The sequence below is a fragment of the Nocardia sp. CY41 genome (assembly GCF_009829325.1).
Classification (GTDB): Bacteria; Actinomycetota; Actinomycetes; order Mycobacteriales; family Mycobacteriaceae; genus Nocardia.
In genome coordinates, this window is record NZ_VUOS01000024.1 from 19,571 (window position 1) to 39,650 (window position 20,080).

The 20,080-nt window shown below is 69.0% G+C and carries 11 protein-coding genes and 2 pseudogenes; 7 read left to right on the plus strand and 6 right to left on the minus strand.

Annotation, left to right across the window (positions count from 1 at the left end; translation table 11 throughout):
- Positions 1-56: 56 nt before the first annotated feature.
- Both GVY64_RS38045 and GVY64_RS25965 read right to left on the minus strand, forming a co-directional pair.
- Positions 57-1,052, minus strand: a pseudogene (locus GVY64_RS38045) (tyrosine-type recombinase/integrase); the annotation flags it as partial.
- Positions 1,049-1,522: a hypothetical protein gene (locus GVY64_RS25965; RefSeq protein WP_159846642.1), complete on the minus strand. Its 474-nt coding sequence runs from the start codon at positions 1,520-1,522 to the stop codon at positions 1,049-1,051. The gene GVY64_RS25965 and the pseudogene GVY64_RS38045, both read right to left, overlap by 4 nt.
- Positions 1,523-1,629: 107 nt before the next feature.
- Between GVY64_RS25965 and ligD the strand changes: the two are divergent.
- Together ligD and GVY64_RS25975 are read left to right on the plus strand one after the other, a co-directional pair.
- Positions 1,630-2,409: pseudogene (gene ligD / locus GVY64_RS25970) on the plus strand (non-homologous end-joining DNA ligase LigD); the annotation flags it as partial.
- Between the two features lie 133 nt (positions 2,410-2,542).
- Positions 2,543-2,854 carry a hypothetical protein gene (locus GVY64_RS25975; protein WP_159846645.1) on the plus strand — a complete coding sequence of 104 codons (312 nt, stop codon included), beginning with the start codon at positions 2,543-2,545 and terminating at the stop codon, positions 2,852-2,854.
- Positions 2,855-2,885: 31 nt separating this feature from the next.
- On the opposite strand, the gene GVY64_RS25980 is transcribed toward GVY64_RS25975, so the two are convergent.
- Positions 2,886-3,791 (minus strand): hypothetical protein, encoded by a 906-nt coding sequence (locus GVY64_RS25980; protein ID WP_159846648.1) that lies wholly within the window; start codon positions 3,789-3,791, stop codon positions 2,886-2,888.
- Between the two features lie 316 nt (positions 3,792-4,107).
- On the opposite strand from GVY64_RS25980, the gene GVY64_RS25985 reads away from it, so the two are divergent.
- Positions 4,108-4,707, plus strand: a complete 600-nt coding sequence (locus GVY64_RS25985) for a TetR/AcrR family transcriptional regulator (protein ID WP_159846650.1) — start codon at positions 4,108-4,110, stop codon at positions 4,705-4,707.
- A gap of 489 nt (positions 4,708-5,196) precedes the next feature.
- Here GVY64_RS25985 and GVY64_RS25990 read toward each other — a convergent pair whose 3' ends face one another.
- From GVY64_RS25990 to GVY64_RS26000, 3 genes are all read right to left on the minus strand, one after another.
- Positions 5,197-5,406, minus strand: a complete 210-nt coding sequence (locus GVY64_RS25990) for a hypothetical protein (protein ID WP_159846653.1) — start codon at positions 5,404-5,406, stop codon at positions 5,197-5,199.
- Between the two features lie 440 nt (positions 5,407-5,846).
- Positions 5,847-6,461, minus strand: coding sequence for a class I SAM-dependent methyltransferase (locus GVY64_RS25995; RefSeq protein WP_159846656.1), 615 nt, complete (start codon positions 6,459-6,461; stop codon positions 5,847-5,849).
- Positions 6,462-6,493: 32 nt separating this feature from the next.
- Positions 6,494-7,579 carry an aldo/keto reductase gene (locus tag GVY64_RS26000; RefSeq protein WP_159846659.1) on the minus strand — a complete coding sequence of 362 codons (1,086 nt, stop codon included), beginning with the start codon at positions 7,577-7,579 and terminating at the stop codon, positions 6,494-6,496.
- 46 nt (positions 7,580-7,625) lie between these two features.
- On the opposite strand from GVY64_RS26000, the gene GVY64_RS26005 reads away from it, so the two are divergent.
- The 4 genes from GVY64_RS26005 to GVY64_RS26020 are packed head-to-tail and all read left to right on the plus strand — an operon-like array spanning position 7,626 to position 20,059.
- Positions 7,626-11,531 (plus strand): non-ribosomal peptide synthetase, encoded by a 3,906-nt coding sequence (locus tag GVY64_RS26005; protein ID WP_159846662.1) that lies wholly within the window; start codon positions 7,626-7,628, stop codon positions 11,529-11,531.
- The gene (locus tag GVY64_RS26010; protein WP_159846665.1) at positions 11,518-12,015 is read left to right on the plus strand and encodes an OsmC family protein; all 498 of its coding nucleotides are present in this window, start codon (positions 11,518-11,520) and stop codon (positions 12,013-12,015) included. The genes GVY64_RS26005 and GVY64_RS26010 overlap by 14 nt, the downstream gene beginning before the upstream one ends.
- A complete protein-coding gene (locus GVY64_RS26015; RefSeq protein WP_159846668.1) occupies positions 12,012-19,340 on the plus strand; it encodes a type I polyketide synthase in 7,329 nt (2,442 codons plus the stop codon). Before GVY64_RS26010 ends, GVY64_RS26015 begins: the two co-directional genes overlap by 4 nt.
- Positions 19,337-20,059 (plus strand): class I SAM-dependent methyltransferase, encoded by a 723-nt coding sequence (locus GVY64_RS26020; protein WP_159846671.1) that lies wholly within the window; start codon positions 19,337-19,339, stop codon positions 20,057-20,059. The genes GVY64_RS26015 and GVY64_RS26020 overlap by 4 nt, the downstream gene beginning before the upstream one ends.
- Positions 20,060-20,080 lie beyond the last annotated feature (21 nt).

Consider the following 20,080-nt stretch of genomic DNA (forward strand, 5'->3'; position numbering starts at 1 on the left):
TGCGGCTCCCCGGTCAAGACCGATAGTGCATAGGCCACCTCTTCGCGGGTCGCGCGCGTGTAGATCGAGGTGGCGCCGTCGCTGTGATTGTCGGCGTGACCGGCATACGCCTTGGCGACAGCATGACCGAAATTCCGCTCAACCCATCTCAACGTGGTGTGCCGCAGCCAGTGACATGTGATCCCTTGCTGCTTCACCCACGGCAACTGATCACCGATCTGACCCCACATGATGTGGAATCGCATATGGCTGATCGGATCGCCGTTCTTGTAGCGAAACAGCCTCTCGTTCGCCTTGGCGGTTATCGGCTTCCCGTTCCGCGCATGCGGATTTCTCTCATCGCGTAGCTGAGCGCGCGAATCGTAGTGCTCTTGCAGCGCTCGCATGAGCGTCGGCGAAACGGGTTGCCACCGCTCGGTATTACCCTTCTCGCGCAACAAGATCAGGCTTTGGTGAGGGTCGAGATCCTGCTTCCTCAATGCCAGAATGCCGCCTCGCCGACAAGCGGTCTCGGTGCACATTCGGAGGATCAGCGTTGCCAGTTCAGGTTCATCGCCATACTCCGCCGCGACACGATTGATCTCCGTGAGTCGGTCGGTCGGTATCGCTCCACGGCTCGAGGATCGCATCTTTGGCTTGACCAACGTGGTCGCAGGGTTATCGGCGGAACGGATCAAGTTGTCATCGACCGCGTGCCGGTACAGGCAGCGCAAAGCGTTCACTGCCACCTGGGCAACGCCGTACCCGCCGCGGTCGTTGCGGCGGACTGCGCGGTTCGCCTGGAAGCCCGCGATGAGTTGTTTGAATTCCGTGTTGGTCGGCTCATCGAGTCGGCGATTCGGCCACACCTCGACGAGCTTCCTCCAGTAGGCCATGTAGCAATCGCGGGTACGACCGGCTGGCATCGCCGAGTAGACGACCGGTACGTATTCGGCAAAGGTCGGTATTGCGCGCCTCGTGCGAGCGGAGATGAGGTCCTCGAGACCCACCCCCAGTCGCTCAAGGAGCAATTGAGCGGTCTGCACTTCGGCGCTGGACGCTGACAGTGTCATCGGCCTTCTCCCGACGAAGGTGTTGCTTTCCACTTCCCCGTGATCATCAGATCGACGGCGCCAGGACCGAAGAGAAGCAAGATGCCTTCCGCGATGTGTGCCGCAAGGAGGATCCGGTCGGAGGTGTGGATGCCAGTCTTGCGCCGAAATCGGGCTGGCAGCCGGAGGTCACCAGCGGCCGTGATCCACAGTTTGGGAATTCCGAATCGACCGACGACAACAATGTTGTCCTCCAGGCTGTACCCGAGCCGCACGCCGGGGCTCCAACCCAGAGCAGGAAAAACTGCCTTATCGATCATCCTGCCTCTGGCGTCTACACGGCGAACACTGCAAAGCCACTGCGGCTCATGCCGGGACGGACGCTGATACAGCGTCGTCAGCGGACGATCGTTCCGATGGGCGCTCCGGGCGGGAGCCGCGGCAAGCAGCGGACTTGCGCCGGGCAAAATTGGCGGCAAGGTGTGGCTCACGCCGACCACCTCCCGTCGGCGGACCGTTGATCGTATGCGAACAGCCCTTGTTGCGAGGTGTCAGATCTGTAGTAGAGCGCCTTGCAGGTTGCGAGTTCGCTACGGAAAGGTGTCCTAACACACAGAAAAACCTCCCGAAGTACACGCCGGAGTGGGTGGCGCGGACGAAGGTCTGGGCGGAGAGTTCGCGGCGGGAGATCACTTACGCGCTCTGTGACGACCTGCGGACCCTGATCTGGTTCGGTAATCAGCGGGCGGTCGAGTACCACCCGACCCTGTTCCTCGCGGCATCCGCACCGGAACCCACACATCTTGTGCTCGATCTCGATCCCTCACCGGGACAGACTTTCGCCGACGCCGTAGCAGGTGCCCGGCTGATCCGGGAAGCGCTGGCTGCGGACGGATTGTCCGGAGCGGTGAAGACGAGCGGTTCCAAGGGGCTACACGTGTTCGTGCCGGTGGTACCGGGGATCGATGTCGAGGACGCGGCCGCGGCGACGCGGGCCGTGGCGGCGCGAGCCGAGCGGATCGATCCGTCGGTCGGCACGACAGCGTTCATCCGGGAAGATCGTCAGGGCAAGGTCTTCCTCGACGCCACCCGCGCGGGCGGTGCCACTGTGGCCGCCGCCTACAGTCCGCGTATCCGTCCGGGTGTCACCGTGTCGTTCCCGCTGCGGTGGTCGGACCTCGACGAGGTGAAACCTACTGATTTCACGGTGCGGACCGTGCCGGATCTCCTCGGCGACAGCGATCCATGGCGGGCGGAAATGCCTCCTCCGCAACGTCTTCCACCGGATCTGGTCGAGGAAGGCCACACGATTCCGGTGGCCCGGGTTCAGGCCATGCACGAGGGCAAACGACGTGCCAGGGCGCGCCGCAGCGAATGATCTGTGCAGTACCAGGCGCGTCCGGCCGTATGCCCCGCCGAACTACTCGCCCCCTGGAGCTACCCGCATTTCGGGCGGCGGATCGGCAGCCGATACAGTCCGGATCGATAGGGATCGCAGGAGGGTATCGCCGATGTCCGTGAATATTCATCTCTCGCTGTACGTCGAAAAGCTCTCCTCTCCAGCACAAGCCGACACCATCGAGATGGCGCTGGACAAGGTGCTGAAGGAGCACGGGATCGACTCCTGGATGCTGGTGAGCGTCTTTCACAACCCGCCATGGGTGAAGGCATCCAGCGAGAACGGCCCGATCATCGTCCGCGGGTTCAGCGAGTGGAGCAAGATCTTCGAACGCGACGTCACAGATGTCATTCGCGGTATTGCGCCCGCGGCCGACATCGATCTGGAATGGGGTTATCCGGATGAGGACCGACCTGCCGGTTGACCTTGCTGCCGACGCGGGTGGGAGCAACCGGTCAACCGGGCTGGGGCCGTGATGGGTGCCCGACCCGCAGTTGGCAGCCGATCACCGAGGTCGGGACTGTGGTGCGGATGTCGTGTTCTATCCACTTCAGGGGACCTACGGCCATCGCGTAGATACTCGACGCTCGCGCCGCTTCCCCCCGTGCACGATGCGCCTTGATGATCGCGGCGACACTGGTGATCAGTTCGCCGACCAGATCGGATTCGATGGGCGGGTCGTGAACTTCTCGGCATAGCTGGGCCAGAACGTACGCTGCCGTTTCCAGATCCGGTGTGGGCGGCCGGAAGATGAGCGGGCGTGCGCGGCTCCCGGTGACAAGTGCCGACATACCAAGTTCGTGCGAGGCGACGGCGAACGGCCCTCTCGCGTCCGGCTCCGTCCGCCACGACCAGACCGCCAGCACGCCGGAGACACGGCTTGCCGCCCATCGCCATACCGCGCGCTCGATGCTCGGAACACGTGCCAACGCCTCATTGAAGCTGCGGACATCAGCCAAGGCATGCGCCCAGAACTCGGGGTCGGCCGACAGCGCGGTTTCTCGCGCCGACGGTTTGATCGCACGCGGTAATTTCCATTCGGTCTGCGCGTCGGCCGCTGCTTGCGCGTCGTCCTCCCACCCGTCGCGCAGATCGGGCAGGCTCAGGCCGGCTCCGACCTCGAGGTCGGTGATCACCGGACCGAGGCGTGCGCTGTGGGCGTCACGCCACTGGGCGATGTAGCCGACGACATGACCGTCGACGACACTGACTCGTGGCTGCAGCGTGGCCCCGGTCGCCCGCATCCGGTGTATCCATTCGACCTCCGAGAGGCTCACCGCCGCGGCGGCGCGTAGCGTGCGCCGCAGCATCCGATGATCCGAGCCGTCACTGTCTTCCAAGCGCTCGATGCCGGCCAGCATCTGCTGCTCGAAACTCGCCCCCGGCCGAGGCAGCCCTGGCGCCGCCGACCGATAGAGACAAAGGTCGCAACCGGTCAACGTGCCGGGATCCGATCAGTCGACGGACCGACGACCACCGGTCGCGAGATTGAGCTCTTTGCAGGTTGTCGGAGCTCGGGGATTCGTCCGCTCATTCGGTCTCCAGCCTCGAGCGCCATGACGTCGCGCCCGGCCACCACGAGCGTGCGGCCCCACCGCGACGACCGCCGCCAGAACTCAATTCCGCATGCACACAACATCTCAGATACATGATGCATGTGAATGTAGTCTTATCGGCGTGACTGTCAAGGGACGACGCGCCGAATACGCCGAAGCCACCCGGGCTGCCCTCGTGGAGACGGCCCGTCGGCTGTTCATCGAACAGCGGTACTCCGAACTCTCCGCCGACGAAATCGCTCGCGCCGCCCGCCTGACCCGAGGCGCGGTGTACCACCATTTCGGCGGCAAACAAGGACTCTTCGAAGCTGTATTCGAGCAGGTCGAACAGCAACTGACCGAACGTCTGACGAGCGCGATCGTCGAGCCGGGCGACCCCTGGGACACCGCTGTCCATGCCCTGAACGTGTTCCTCGACGAATGCACCGACGCGGCCTATCAGCGCATCGTGCTGCAAGAGGGGCCGTTGGCGCTGGGCTGGGACCGGTGGCGTGAACTCGACGAGCGCTACATGGTCGGCCTGATCCGCGACTCGGTAGACCGGCTGATCCGAGCCGACGTTTTCAAGCCCCGATCGACCGAACTCACCGTCCGCGCAATCTACGGGCTGCTCACCGAACTGGCCTGGAGTATGGCCGACGCAACCGACCGGAGCACGCGGCGTGAAGCGGGACAGATCGCGCTCGACATGATCGGTTCCCTACGCCGCACCACCGAGTGACGAGGGACGTTCGCGCGTCCCATCCGATCGTGGCCGAAATGCTCGAGAAGGCGCCACGGCCGTCTCGGCGACGATCGGCCGGTCCGCCGCAACCATATGCTGCGCGGCCTGAAGCAACCGGCCGCTGCTCTGCGCGAGCCGGTGCCCGATCTCGCGGCACTCGCGTGGGCCGTGCGCGAGCTGGGCATCCGGACCGCCGGAACCCTCGACTTCCTGGCGCCTTCGGCGGCCCTCGTCGCCGAAACACGCTGCCGACTGCGGTATCACGGACATCGACCGAGCCCGGCGAATAGTCCAGCCGCTGCCGGGTCGCGCGCCCGGTGTGAACCGTGGGCGCGGGCGAGGCGGGGGGTTTGACCGCCGAACGGGGTCGCCATAGCTTTCGCCGAAAACGGGCGGGTCAACCGTAGCCACCGGTCTACTGCCGGCACTTCCGAGCGCCGCGGCCTCCGACGATCTCGCACTCTCGCCCTCCGGCTGCTCCCGATGTCACGCGAGGCAGATCAAGAACGCGTTGACGTTCACCGCGGGCGGAAGGATCCAGGGTAAGCACGGCGGGGCGGAGAACCCGGCCATGACCTCGTGCCGTTGCTCCGCGCCCGGAGCGGGCGTGGATTCGGCGGTGGCCGTGCCGGAAGCGGCGGCGATGGCGGGGGCCATCGCCAGCGCGAGCACCCCGGCATGCAATTTCTTGTTCATGACGAACCTCGCTGTCGTCGTGCCGGGCGCCTCCCTGCCCGGCTGTTCGGTTGCCCGACGGATGCTCTGGCCGCCGGAGCGGCCGGCGACAGGGCGGGATATGCACGCCCGCCTTCATCGATTACCTCGCTCCTCGAGGCATTCCGCAAGAGGGCGCCGAAATCTCGGTCGCGTGGAAGGCTCTCCATGCCTTTTGCCAGAAAGCATTCTCCTATGAGAAGAATGTCGATCTCGGAGCAGTTTCGACCGACGAGAGGCTCGCGACATCGTGGACGACCGGGCCCGGGATCGACGTGTGCGGCGGACGGATGCGACACGGGCAAGCGTTTTGTCCCGGGCGGGCAATGGGCAGATCCCACTCAGCAAGGCACTGGATGTCTCGCCGCTCGCCGTTTCGGTGTGCGCGGCGGGTGAGGGCGGCGCCGAGAACTAGGGGGGCTTCAGGCCGGACGTGCGGCCGTGACGAGCTGGTAGGCGCCGTCGACCCGCTCGACGCGCGGTTGGTGAAAGCCTGCCGCCTCGAGCATGGCGACGAGCTCTGCGTCGGAGTACAAACGCACGCGTCCCGCCAGCGGCGCGGGCATGACCGAGCGCGGCGGCTCGGGTGCGACGGTGTGCAGGACGAGGCGTCCGCCGGGCGCGAGCACGCGATGCAGTTCGGTGAGCATGGCGGGAACGGAGACGAAGAACAGCACGTTCATCGCGGCAGCGCAGGTGAAGTGCCGGTCCGGCAGAGGCAGCGATTCGGCGGACGCCTCGACGACCTCGAGCCGGCCCTCGCGCACGGCGTCCGCGTTCGCCGACTTCGTCAGCGCCACCATGTCGGCGCTGTGGTCCACCGCGGTGGTCCGGCAGCCCGACTCCAGCGCTCGTGCGGCGAAGGTGCCACCGCCACAGCCGATTTCGAGAAGCCGGTCGTCGGGAGTGAGGTGCAGTGCAGCCAGCGTGTCCCGGAAGATGTCGTGGTGGGACTTCATGTCCCGCCACATCCGCCGGGCCAGCGGCCCTCGCGGTCGGCGCAGCAGGTGGTCGACGAACAGGTCGAAGAGAGCCAAAATCGTTTCCTCGGGGGTGTCGGTGCTCGGTGTCAGGATCTGGAGCGCGCTTCGACGCGCATGTCTCCGACGAGGGTCCGGCGCGCCATGGGGCGCGCGAGCACGTTGTGCGGATAGCCGGCGGTGATGTCGGATGCTTCCCGGAGCTGGTCGAGATGGTGGTCGTCGAACTGGACGGTCAGCGCGCCGAGATTGTCCTCGAGTTGCGCGAGGGTGCGTGCGCCGAGAACGGGCGCGGTGACATCGGGTTGCCGCAGCGTCCACGCGAGGGCCACCTGCGCAGGTGAGCGACCTAGTTCTTGGGCGACTCGGCGCACGGAGTCGGCTATGGCCAGGCTTCGTTCGGTGAGACCCTCCCCGGCGAGGATCAGGTCCTTGCGGGAGGTGCCCAGCGTCGGCTTGCGTGCCTCCGACGGCAGGTCGGCGCGGCTGTACTTGCCGGTGAGGACGCCACCTGCCAGCGGCGACCAGGCGACGACGCCGAGGCCGAGTTCCCGTGCCATCGGCAGCATGTCGTGCTCGGCGGTGCGCTCGGCCACGTTGTACTCGAGCTGAACGGCGATCATCGGTGTCCAGCCGCGCAGATCGGCGATGGTTTGCATGCGGGCGATCTGCCAGGCGGGGGTGTTGGAGATGCCGACGTAGAGCACTTTTCCCGCGCGCACCAGATCGTCCATGGCGCGCAGGATTTCCTCGACCGGCGTGAGGTCGTCCCACAGGTGCAGATAGAGCAGGTCGAGGTAGTCGGTGTGCAGGCGGCGCAGGCTCGCCTCGACCGAGGCGATCATGTTCTTGCGATGATTGCCGCCGGAGTTCGGGTCGGTGAGCCGTCGCAGCGCGGAGTACTTGGTCGCGAGGACGAGAGTGTCCCGGTCGGTGGCGGCGAACTCGCCGAGCCACTCCTCGGCGGTGCCGCCGGTGTAGTTGCCCGCGGTGTCGAAGAAGTTGCCGCCGCGGGTGACATACGCGTCGAAGATTCGGCGGGCTTCCGCTTTGTCCGCGCCCCAGCCCCAGGCGGAGCCGAAGGTCAACGTGCCCAAGGCCATCGGTGATACGCGCAGTCCCGACCGCCCCAGTAACCGGTAGCAGTCCAACGCATTGTTGAAAAAGATTGTCATTACTGGTTAGTGTAGGCGCGTCGGATTTGCCGAGCAAGGGCTGGAGATGGCGACCACCGTGGATGAAGTTCGCCGTTGCGCTGCAACGGTTCTGGGAATCGACGCGCGCGAGATCGAGGCGCGGCGCCCGTTGCAGGAGCTCGGACTGGATTCGTTCCTCGCCGCCCGTCTGCATGTGCGCCTGGCCGAACGCACCGGGGTCCGCGTTCCGCTCGCCTCCTTCGTCGGAGCCACGATCGAAACTCTGACCGCCGAAGTCGAGAAGCGCGGCGGAACAAACGATCCCGCGCCCGGTGCCGATCCGGAGCCGCCGACCGCCGACGTGCCCGACGCCGTCGACGAGGAGGAGCTCACTCCGATCCAGGCGTCCTACTGGGTCGGCCGCGAGGAAGGGATGCCCCTGGGCGGGGTGGCCACGTTCTACTACTTCGAGTTCGACCGCGATCCGGAGCGGTTCGTGGCGGCGGACGCGTGGTCGGAGGTCGCCGCCCTCGAGGCGGCGTGGCACAAGGTCGTCGCGCGGCACGACATGCTGCGGGCCGTCGTCACCGACGACGGCAGGCAACGGGTGTTACCGGCCGGAGATCCTTACCGCATCGGGATCACCGATCTGCGGGATCCGGCAAGCGACGCCGCCGCCGAACTGGCGCGGCTGCGGCAGGAGAAGTCGCATCAAGTGTGCGATGCCACGACCGGACCGTTGTTCGACATCCACGCCGCCCTCCTGCCGTCCGGTGCGATGCGGCTGTTCGTCGGCTTCGACATCATGATGCTGGACATGGCGAGCTGGATCCAGCTCATGCGCGAGTGGGGGCTGTTCGTCGCCGATCCCGGGGCCGCGTTGCATGTACCTTTCACCACGTTCCTTCGCGTCCTGCGCACACGCCGGAGAGCCGAAACGGAACGACGAGAGCGGGACAAGGCGTACTGGCGACAGCGACTGGCCGCGTTGCCGCCCGGTCCTCGGTTGCCCTACGCCGCCGCGCCGGAAACCATTCGCACCGCACGTTTTCGCCGCCATGAGGAACGGCTGAGTCCGGCCCACTGGTCGGCGCTCACCGCCCACGCGGCGCGGCGCGGCCTCAGTCCCACCGCCGTGCTGCTCGCCGCCTTCGGCCTGACCCTGTCCCGATGGGGCGCCACCGACGCGTTCTGCCTCAACGCGACCCTCTTCGATCGTCCCGACGACATCGACATCGACGGTGTGGTCGGGGATTTCAGCACTACCGCGCTGGTCGAGATGCCGTCGCCGGACCCGGATTCGTGGCAGGGCTTCACCGATTTCGCCCGGCGCGTGAACGGACGGTTCTGGGCCGATCTGGAACACCGTTCCTACAGCGGTGTCGAAGTCCAGCGCGAGCAGTTCCCCGGTCTGGCCCCGCGCTACCCGGTGGTCTTCACCAGCGGCGTCGGGCTGGGCCAGGCCGACCGTGCGGCGGCGGGGTGGCTGGGCGACGAGATCTTCGGCGTGTCGCAGACACCGCAGGTGACCCTCGACCACATCGTCTGGGACGAGGCGGGCGGGCTCCGGCTGGCCTGGGACGCGGTCGAAGCGGCCTTCCCGGTCGACTTCGTGGCCCGGATGCTCGACGCCCATGCCCGCCTGTTGCGTCGCCTGGCGGAGGACGACCAGGCGTGGGAAGCCGTCGACCTGGGGTGGAATCCACACTTCGAGCAGACGCAGCCGCTCGCACCCGGGCTCGGCGCCGGGCTGCTCATCGACCCGCAACGCGAGCAGTCGGCGGCGCGGCCCGCGGCCGCGGCGGTGCTGTCCAGCCGGGAGACGCTGACGCACGGCGAGGTGTCCGCGCGAGCGCGCGCACTCGCCGGGCGGCTGATCGCGGCCGGGGTCCGTCCGGACGACCGTGTCGCGGTCCTCGCCCCGAAGTCGGCGGCACAGATCGTCGCCGTCTACGGAGTGCTGTGGGCGGGAGCGACATTCGTGCCGGTAGAGCCCGAGTGGCCCGCGGCGAGGATCGCCTCGGTCTGTCGCCGTGCCGGAATCACCCATGCCGTGGCAGCGCCCGGTGTCGAACTGCCCGGGAACGTCACCGCGCATCCGCTGGCGGCCGTGTCCGGCGCGGTGACGGTGGATCAGCCGATCGCGGCCGCGGACGACGCGCTGGCCTACGTCATCTTCACCTCCGGATCGACCGGTGAGCCGAAGGGCGTCGCGATCGAACATCGCGCCGCGCGCACGACCATCGACGACATCAACGACCGCTTCGGCGTCGGCCCGAGCGACCGGGTCCTCGCCCTCTCGGCGCTGAGTTTCGATCTGTCCGTGTACGACATCTTCGGCGTGCTAGGCGCGGGCGGGGCGCTGGTCGTGCCGGACGCCGAGCGGCTGCGCGACCCGGGGCACTGGTGTGAACTCGTCGCCGCGCACCAGGTCACGGTGTGGAACACCGCGCCCGCGCTCGCCGAGATGCTCGTCGAATACGCCGAGGCGGATGTGGCGGCCGCGGCGCGGTTGCGTTCGTTGCGGGTATTCCTGTTGTCCGGTGACTGGATTCCGCTGTCGCTGCCCGACCGGCTCCGCTCGGTGATCGGCGAGCATGTGCGCATCATCAGTCTTGGCGGCGCGACCGAGGCCGCCATCTGGTCGATCTGCCACCCGATCCGGCAGGTACGGCCCGACTGGACCAGCATCCCCTACGGCACGGCGCTGCGCGAGCAGTTCTTCCTTGTGCTCGACGAGGAAGGCCGGCCCTGTCCGGTCGGCGTGCCCGGCGAACTGCACATCGGCGGAGCCGGTCTGGCGCGTGGGTATGTCGGCGACGACGAGCAGACCGCGCGTCGTTTCATCCGCCACGACCGGCTCGGCCTGCGGCTGTATCGAACCGGCGACCTGGGCAAGTGGCGTGCCGATGGGACCATCGAGTTCCTCGGCCGCGTCGACCGGCAGGTCAAGGTGCGCGGCCACCGTATCGAACTGGGTGAGATCGAGGCGGTGCTGGCCCGGCATCCGGGCGTGCGCCGCTGTGTGGCGGCGGCGGTGCCGGGGGCGGACGACCGCCCGCAGCTCGTAGCGTACGTCACCGGCGGTGATGCACCGGTCGACACCACGGGGCTCGCCGACCACGCGGCACGGCACCTGCCGCAGTACATGGTGCCGTCCCGGTGGGTGCCGTTGGACGCCTTGCCGTTGACGTCCAACGGCAAAGTCGACCATGCCCGGCTGCCGAACCCGTTCCGTCGCGACGCGACCACTGCGGTGTCCTGGATACCCGCCGAAGACGGTCGAGCGCCGACAGCAGCGCACGATGATCGATCTGAGCCTGAGAAGCGCACTCCGACAACACATCCGGCGCAATCATCGGTCGTCTCGGCCGACGAGGACACAGCCGCGTCGCCCGAAGCTCCGGGTCGGGAGCAGGCGCCGACACCGATCGACGACTGGCTGCTGCACGCGGCGCGACAGGCCGCAGCGCTCGGGCTGACGCTGACGCTGCGCGCGGAACCCATCGATGGCGCCGCCACGGACCACGCCGCGGAGTGGATCGGCCGACTGCATGGCTCGGCCACGGCCGCCGGGCTCACCGCCGAAACGCACTTCGGCGACGCGGCCGAACTCGTCCTCACCGCCCCGGCCACGACCGTCACAGCCGTCCGCGCACGCGTGGAGGCCGTGATCGTCGAGGTGTTCAGCGATCTGCTCGGCCCCGGCATCGCGGTGACCACGCCGTTCCACGATCTCGGCGCGAGCTCCCTGACCCTGGTTCGGGCCCATCGCAGACTGCGGCATCTCACCCCGGCGCTCACGGTTCCGGATATCTTCCGGCTCGGCACCGTGCGGCGACTGGCGGACTGGATCGCCGACCGCGCTGCACCGGACCCGTCGACGACCCGATCCGGCGCCGTGCCGATCGATCTCACCGGCGCCGCCGCGCGCGGACGCCGCCGGCGGGCGCATCGATCGAAAGCGGGGCTCGCGGATGTCGTTCGCTGACACGGTATTCCGGTTGCGTTCCGCGGCGAGCCGCGCGACCGACCGCAGACAGCGGTTCACCGTTCGTACCGAACACCGCTCGGGCACGCCGACCGAGATGCGGGTGCGCATCGGCCGCCACAGCCTCGTGGTCGACGAACCCGTGGCGGCCGGGGGCGGTGACGCGGGCCCCGATCCGATCGGAATGTCCTTGGCCGCGCTGGGCACCTGTCAGGCGGTCACCTACCGCTTCCATGCGGCACGGCTGGGCATCGCCATCCATTCGCTGTCGGTGGACGTCACCGCCCAGGTGGATCTCGGTCCCGTGTTCGGACTCACGGGCCCGGCCCAGCCGGGGCGCATCGGTGTGCGGGTCCGGATCGACGGCCCGGACACACCGGCCCGATATCGGGACCTGCATCGGCTCGTCGAGGCCTCGTGCCCGGTGCTGGCGATGATGCGCGGACAACTGGCGGTGGACTCGGAAGTGGAGATCGAATCGTGAACGAAGACAACGCCGTCGCTGTCATCGGAATGGCGTGCCGGTTTCCGGGCGCACCGGATCTGGCCTCTTACTGGAACCTGATCGCGTCTGGCCGCGAAGGCCTCACCCGGTTCGAGGACGCGGAGCTCGCCGCTCGCGGCGTGGCCGCCGAACTGCGCGCGCACCGCAATTACGTGCCCGTCGGGGCGGTGATCGACGGGCAGGACCGTTTCGAACCGGAGCATTTCGGCATTACGGCGCGCGATGCCGAATTGATGGATCCGCAGCTGCGGTTGCTGCTGGAATGCTCCTGGGACGCGCTCGGCGACGCGGGATACCGCGCGGGCGCGGGCCTCGGCGCGGTCGGCGTTTTCACCGGGGCCTCGCGCAGTGACTATCTGGAACACAACCTCGCGGCGTATCGCTCGAACGCCGAACGGGATCCGATCGGCCGGTTGCAGGCGGAGATGGGCACGCTCACCGACTACTTCCCGCAGCAGATCGCCTACCGGCTCGACCTCACCGGCCCCGCGGTGGCGGTGCAGGCCGCCTGCGCGACCTCGCTGGTCGCGGTACACCTCGCCGCCCAGGCGCTGTTGTCGGAGGAATGCGATGCCGCCCTCGCCGGAGGCGCGTCGTTGATCGTGCCCCAAGGACGCGGCTACCTGCATGTGCCCGATGCGGTCTTCTCCGCGGACGGCCGCACGCGGGCGTTCGGCGCCGACGGCACCGGCATGGTGCACAGTCAGGGTGTGGGCCTGGTGGTGCTGCGGCGGCTCGCGGACGCGCTCGCCGACGGCGATCCGATCTACGCGATCGTGCGCGGCAGCGCGGTCAACCACGACGGCGGCGGCAAGGCCGGATTCACCGCGCCGTCGGCGGCCGGGCAGGCGCGAGCGATCGCCGAAGCGCTGGCGGTCGCCGATATCGGGATCGACGCGGTCGACCTGATCGAGGCGCACGGCACGGCGACCGCACTGGGTGATCAGATCGAGCTGTCGGCGCTGGCCGCGGTGTTCGCCGACCGAACGGCTCCGCAGCCGATCGCGCTGGGATCGGTCAAGAGCAACATCGGCCACACCAACAGCGCGGCAGGCATCGCCTCATTGATCAAAGCCGCGCTCGCCCTGGATCATCGGCGCATTCCGGCGACGCTGCACGCGCGTCCGGCCCATCCGGATCTGGAGCGCCACCGCGGCCTGTTCGAGGTCGTCGAGCACACCCGGGACTGGCCCGAGCGTGACGGCACCCGGATCGCCGGGGTGAGCTCGTTCGGTATCGGCGGCGCCAATTGCCATGTGGTGCTGGAACAAGCCCCCGTGCGCAGCGAGTCGAGCGACCCCGATCCGCGCACACAACTGCTCTTGGTCTCGGCGGTCACGGAAGCCGGTTGCCGGGAACAGATCGCGCAGGCCGACGATATGACGGCCGAAACCGGAGCCGACCATGCGTACACGGTTTCGCGGGGGCCGCATCCGGAGTCCGGGTGGCGTGCCACCGCACTGTTGTCGGGCAATGATCCGCAGGCACGGCCCGTCGCCGCCGGCCGGGTACCGTCGCAGCGACCGGACATCGTCTTCGCGTTTCCCGGCGCCGGTGCTCAGTATTCGGGTATGGGGGCCGGGCTCTACCGCGACGAGCCCGTGTTCGCCGCCCGGATCGACGAATGCGCCGAAGCGATGCGGTCGTTGCTGGACTACGACATTCGCGAGATCGTGACCGGACGCGCCGCGCGGCAGGACGTCGACCGCGTGCGCTACGGACAGCCCGCCCTGTTCGCGGTGTCGCTCGCGACCGCGGCGACGCTGCGTCACTACGGCATCGAGCCCGACGGCGTCATCGGCCACAGTCTGGGCGAATACGCCGCCGCCGTCGTCGCGGGCGTGCTGAGTCCGCCGGACGCCGCGCGGTTGGTGGCGGTCCGGTCCAGCGCGCTGGCGGACACCGCGCCCGGAGCGATGCTGGCGGTCACCCTCGGCGAGGAGGATGTGCGCGCCGCCCTGGCCCGGTACCCGGAGATCGCGCTCGCCGCCGTCAACGGCCCGGACGCCTGTGTGGTCTCGGGACCGGTCGACGCCATCGAGGCGCTGTCGGCGGCTCTCGGTCGCGCCGGGATCCCCGCGAGCAGGCTGCGGGTCGACGCCGCCCTGCATTCTCCCGCCGTCGCGGCGGCGGTCGCGCCGCTGCGCGCCGCGGCCGCGGAGGTGCCGTCGGCTCCGGCCGCGCTGCCGCTCTACAGCACCCGCACCGGTCGGCCGATTCGTGTCCTCGACGCCGAGCACTGGGCACGGCATCTGCGGGAACCGGTGCGCTTCGCCGCCGCGCTGCAGGCCGCGACGGCCGCGGCGCCGACAACCGTGGTCCAGGTCGGTCCGGGCAGTTCCCTCGCCGCGCTCGCGCGCCGTAACGCGCCGCCTACGCTGACCGCCGCGCTGACCACCCTCGCGGACCCCGGGGAGCAGGCCGATGGCCCGGCCCCGGATCGGGCGGCGCTGCTCACGGCAATCGGTCAGCTGTGGTGTACGGGCGCGGCTGTGGACGTCGAGGCCTTGCATCGTCGCCGCCGCCGCACTCGCCTGCCCGCCTACCCCTTTCAACGCCGCAGTCTCTGGATCGACCCGCCCACCGAGACGACGCCGACCGATCCCGCGCCCCGGTCCGCGGCCCCGAACGGCGCCGGTCCGCAGCCCGGCCCCGACGGACGGATCGAGGCGCTCGCACCGTCCGTGGCGCAGGCTCCGGCGGCCGTCGAGCGGTCGACGGTATCGCCCACCCGTGCACCGGTGCTGCCCAACGGTCGGCCGGTCGCGACGGAGTCGATCCGTCGGCCCGAATCGCCGACGCGCAACGGCAGCCCGCAAGCGGCTACGGTGGTCCCGTCGCCCGATCCTGTTATCGCGCAGGACAGGTCGGAGCGGGCCGCGCCGCCCGCCCCGGAGCCTGCCGTATCGCCCAGGTTCGCGAGTGCGGAACAGGAGCGGATCGCCGCACTCTGGGAAGAATTGCTGGGTGAGCCGGTGGTGGACGTCGACGCCGACTTCTTCGCGCTCGGCGGCACCTCCATGCTGGCGACCAGGATGCTCGACATCCTCAACGACGGCGAGCACACCGATATCCGCATGCGGGAACTGCTCACTCACTCGACCGTGGCCGCCTTCGCGGTGCTGCTGCGAGATCGCCGCCCGGCAGCGCCCGTCCCGGCCGCATCGGAGGCACCCGAGCCGCCTGCGACCGAGATCGCACGTCCGCAAGACGTGACGAGCGTGGACAGCACCTTCCCGCTCACCCGGGTGCAGCACGCGTATTGGGTCGGCCGGTCGGGTGCATTCGGGTTGAGTGACGTGGCCTGCCACATCTATCTCGAATACGACTGTGACAAGCTGGATCTGGATCGCTACGAGCAGGCGTGGAACCAGGTGATCCACCGGCACGAGATGCTGCGTGCGGTCATCACCGAGGACGGGCACAACCACATCCTCCCCGAGGTGCCGCGATTCCGGATTCGCCGCCACGACCTCACCGGCTCCGCCGCCGAGGCCCGCGAGGGCACGCTGTCGGACCTGCGGCGTCGTCTGTCGCACCGGGTGCACCGCCCGGACCGGTGGCCGCTGTTCGACGTGCGGGCCGCGCTCCTGGACGACACCACCACCCGGCTGTTCGTCGGCATTGATGCGCTGATCTGCGATGCGGGCAGTTTCCTCGTCCTCGACCGCGATCTGCGGCTGCTCTACACCGACCCGGCTGCCGTGTTGGCGCCCTTGCGGACACGCTTCGCCGATTTCGTGGCGCATACCGGTGCCCGCGCCGAGTCCGCGGACCGCAAGCGGGCGATCGACTACTGGCAGCGCCGGATGGACAGCCTGCCCGGCGCGCCCGCCCTGCCGACGCGCACCCGCACCCAGGCCCAGCCGTGGTTCGCCCGCCGGGAGGCCCGGCTCGCGCCAGGAGAATGGGCGGGGCTGCGGCGGCTGGCGGCAGACCACGGCGTCACGCCGTCCGCCGTACTGCTCACCGCCTACTCCGACGTGCTCGCCGCCTGGTCCGGTGACGAGCGGTTCACCCTGTCGCTGACCCTGATCGACCGGCCGGTGGCGCTGCCCGGAATCGACGGCGTGGTAGGTGATTTCACCACACTGCTGGCTCACGAAGTCGATCGCACCGAAGGCGGCGCGTTCGCGCAGCGCGTCGCCCGCACCCAGCGGCGACTCTTCGACGATATCGATCACCGCGAGTATTCGGCGCTGGACGTGCTCGCCGAACTGTCCACCCGCACCGGGCAGCGCCGGTTGCTGCCGGTGGTGTTCACCAGTGCCCTCGACGCGGCTCATCTGGTCGACGGCGCCCCGGATCTGGAGTGGGCGGGCCGAATAGCGCACGGCGTGAGCCAGACACCGCAGGTATGGCTCGACCATCAGGCGTTCGTCCATGCCGGGGGAGTGCAGCTGCAGTGGGACGTCCTGGAGACCGTGCTCGATCCTGCGGACGCCGACACCGCGTTCGCCTCCTACGTGGAGTGGCTGCGCCGCCTCGCCGGTGATCCGGAAGCGTGGACCGCACCGGATTCCGGGATGCGCAGCGATGATCGAGACGAGGACGTGGCCGCCGCGGTCACCGAGATCTGGGCGCAGGTCCTCGGTGTCGAAAGCAGTGCTGTGCAAGCCCATTCCACCTTCGTGGGTCTGGGCGGCGATTCCGTGCTGGCGGTGCGCATGGCCACCATGGTCCGCACACGGCTCGGCGTCGCGGTGCCCGTGGCGGAACTGGTCGGGGACCTCTCGTTCGCCGATCTCGTCGCGTTGATCGCGCAGCGCCGTTCCGGGACCGCGGCGACGGCTGTCGAGCTGGCGCGGCAGGCCGACCCGGCGGCGCCGTTCCCGCTCACCCCGCTGCAAGAGGCCTATTGGGTCGGGCAGCAGCACGGATACGCACTCAGTTACGACTCGGCGCACAACTATGTCGACTTCCGGCTCACCGGGATCGATCCGACCGTCCTGGACGAGGCGGTGCGTCGGCAGGTGGAACGCCAACCCATGCTGCGGGCGATCTTCCTGCCGGATGGCACCCAGCAGGTGCTGCCCGTCGACGATGCGCGACTGGCCGCGCTCCCGATCATCCATCTCGACCTGCGGTCGGCCGCGGCCGAGGACATCGACCAGCGGCTGGCCGCCCTCCGCGCCGATGTACAGCGCACCGGTCCGCGGCTGGATCCCTGGCCGTTCGCCGTCACCGCCGTCCGGCTCCCGGACGACGAGCTGAGCTTGCACATCGTGTGCAGCCTGCTCGTGGCCGACGGGTGGTCGGTGCAGCTGATGTTCACCGAGTTGTTCACCTACCTGGACGAACCCAATACGGTGCTGCCGGCGCTCACCGCCCACTTCGGCGACTACGTGGAGACCATCGGGCGCCAGCGCGGCGAACCGGAATGGCGAGCGCAGCGTGACTGGTGGTGGGAACGCATCGACGATCTTCCGTCCGCTCCCGCGTTACCCCTGGCGGCCCCGTTCGATCAGGTCCGTCCGGACACGTTGGAACGGAGGGAATTCCGCGTATCCGGCGAGCACATGGCGGTCCTGCGCGAACGCTGCGCCGAGCACAACATCACACCCACCACGATGTTCGCCACCTGCTGGGCCGCGGCGCTGGCCAGGATGGCGGGGCACCGCCGCTTCCTGCTCAACGTGCTCTATCTCAACCGTCTGCACCTGCCGCGCGATCTCGACCACGCCATCGGTCCGTACGCGGGGACCGTGCTGCTCGACATCGCCCTGCCCGCGCGGCCGACCTTCCTGACCGCAGCCCGGACCGTGCAGGAGTCCATCGCCACCATGCTGGACCACGGACAGGTCACCGGCGTCGAGGTGTTGCGCGAGCTGGCCCGGCGCAGGCGCGACACCGCGCCGCAGGCGCCCGTCGTCTTCCACAGCACCCTCGGGCTCAATCCCCCCGGCGGCACCCCCGACACGGTCGTCGTCCGCGATTTCTATCAGCGTGTCCGCACGCCGCAGGTGGCCTTGGACATGCAAGTGTTCCAGTGGGACTGGGACGACTCGGTGGTGGTGAACCTGGACGCGGTCGCGGAACTGTTCCCCCCTGGTGTGCTCGACGCGCTGTTCGCGCAGGTGTGCGACATGATCACCGCGCTCGTGGACCGGCCCGGCACCTGGACCGCGCCGCTGGAGGTGCCCGATGCCGAACAACCCGCGCAGATCGACGCCGCACCGGTCCGGGCGGTGGCGAGCGGGCCGCCCGCCACCGACACCGAGCGCGCCGTCGCCGCATTGTGGCAGCGGATGACGGACGTCTCCGGTGACCTCGACCGCGGCACCGACTTCTTCGCTCTCGGAGGCGACTCGGTACTGGCTATCCGGATGCTGAATCGGCTGCGCGCCGAACTCGGCTTGGCCTTGACGCCACGAGAATTCCTCGCCGATCCCACCCTGGCCGCGGTCGCCGCGTCCGCGCGGCGCGAAGCCGCGGAGCCGTCGGTCCCGGGTGACTGCCTGGTGCCGCTGCGCGACGGCGCCGGACGGCCGCTGTTCCTCATCCACCCGACCGGTGGCGATGTGCTCTGTTATGTCGATCTGGCCCGCACGCTGGACACCGGCATACCGATCATCGGGATACAGGACCCGCAACTGGCCGGCGCTCCCGGCCCGGAGACGATCGCCGAGCTGGCGCGGGTGTACGCCGACGTGGTGCGCGCGCACCAGCCGACCGGTCCCTACCGGATCGGCGGCTGGTCGATGGGCGGAATCATCGCGCACGAGGTCGCGCGCAGGCTGCGCGCGGCCGGTGACACCGTCGAGGCGCTGGTTCTGCTGGACTCGAACATCGCCGATCGCATCCACCATGTGGACGGACGCGGATTCTGGACCCGCTACCTCGGCTCACTCGCCGCCTACCTCGACCTCGAGACCGACACGCCCGGCCCGGCTTTCGACGGACTTCCAGACGAGCAGCAACGAGACGAGATCCGGCGCCTGCTGGCCGATGCCGGCCTCGTCGAGCGCGGCGACCCGGCCGATCAGCGGGTCAAGGAAGACATCTTCCGGCGGCATCTGCGTGCGCTCGGCGCGCATCACACGGGTCATCTCGACGGCGACGGGCTCGAGATCATCCTGGTGCGCGCCGAACTGCCCGCGCCACACAACTCCGGGGTCGGCATGGGAGTCGACGACTGCTCCGATCTCGAGGACCTCGGATGGGCAGCGCACACCGACGTCGTCATCGACACCCGGCCGGTCGCGGCCCACCACTATGCGCTGCTGCGCCCGCCCGCCGTCTCGACGGTCGCCCATCTGGTGTCGGAACTGCTCGCGAGCCTGGACGATTCGGAGAAGCCGTGACCGACGACTATGCCGCCGCCGCGGAGTTCTACGACCTCATGGCCACACCGTATGTGGCCGGCGTGGAACCCGTGCTCGCGAGATTGCTGGCCGAGGTGGACACCATCGCCGGACCGGTGGTCGATATCGGTGCCGGCACCGGCCTGTCGACGATGCTGGTCGCCGACGCGTTGCCCGACGCGCGGATCGTCGCGGTGGAACCGGCGGCGCCGATGCGCGCGGTTCTGCTGTCGCGCCTTGCCGCCCGCAAGGACCTGCGCGAGCGGATCACCGTGTTGCCCCGCGGTTTCCTCGATACACGACTGCCGACGGGGTGTGCTGCGGTGGTCGCGCTGGGCGTCATCGGACACTTCGATCCCGCCACTCGGCCCCGGGTGTGGAGCGCTGTCGCGGACGCGCTCGCCCCGGGCGCCGACGCCGTGGTGGAGGTGCAGCGTCCCGGGCGCGTCGAGCCGTCGGCGGAACGCCGATACACCACCGCCAAGGCCGGTGACCTGCGGTACGAGGGTTGGAGCCGGGCCGACCCGGTGGACGCGGAGTCGCTCGTCTGGCGGATGACCTACCGCGCCTACGACGGCGACCAGCTGGTACAGGAGGTGTGCACCGAGCACCACGTATGGCCGGCCGACGTCGACCGCCTGATCGCCGAGGCGCGTACGGCCGGTCTGCGGCTCGCCGATGTGGATTCGGCGACCGGGCTGCTGCGCTTCACCCGCTGACCGATCGCGGCATCCGTGCCG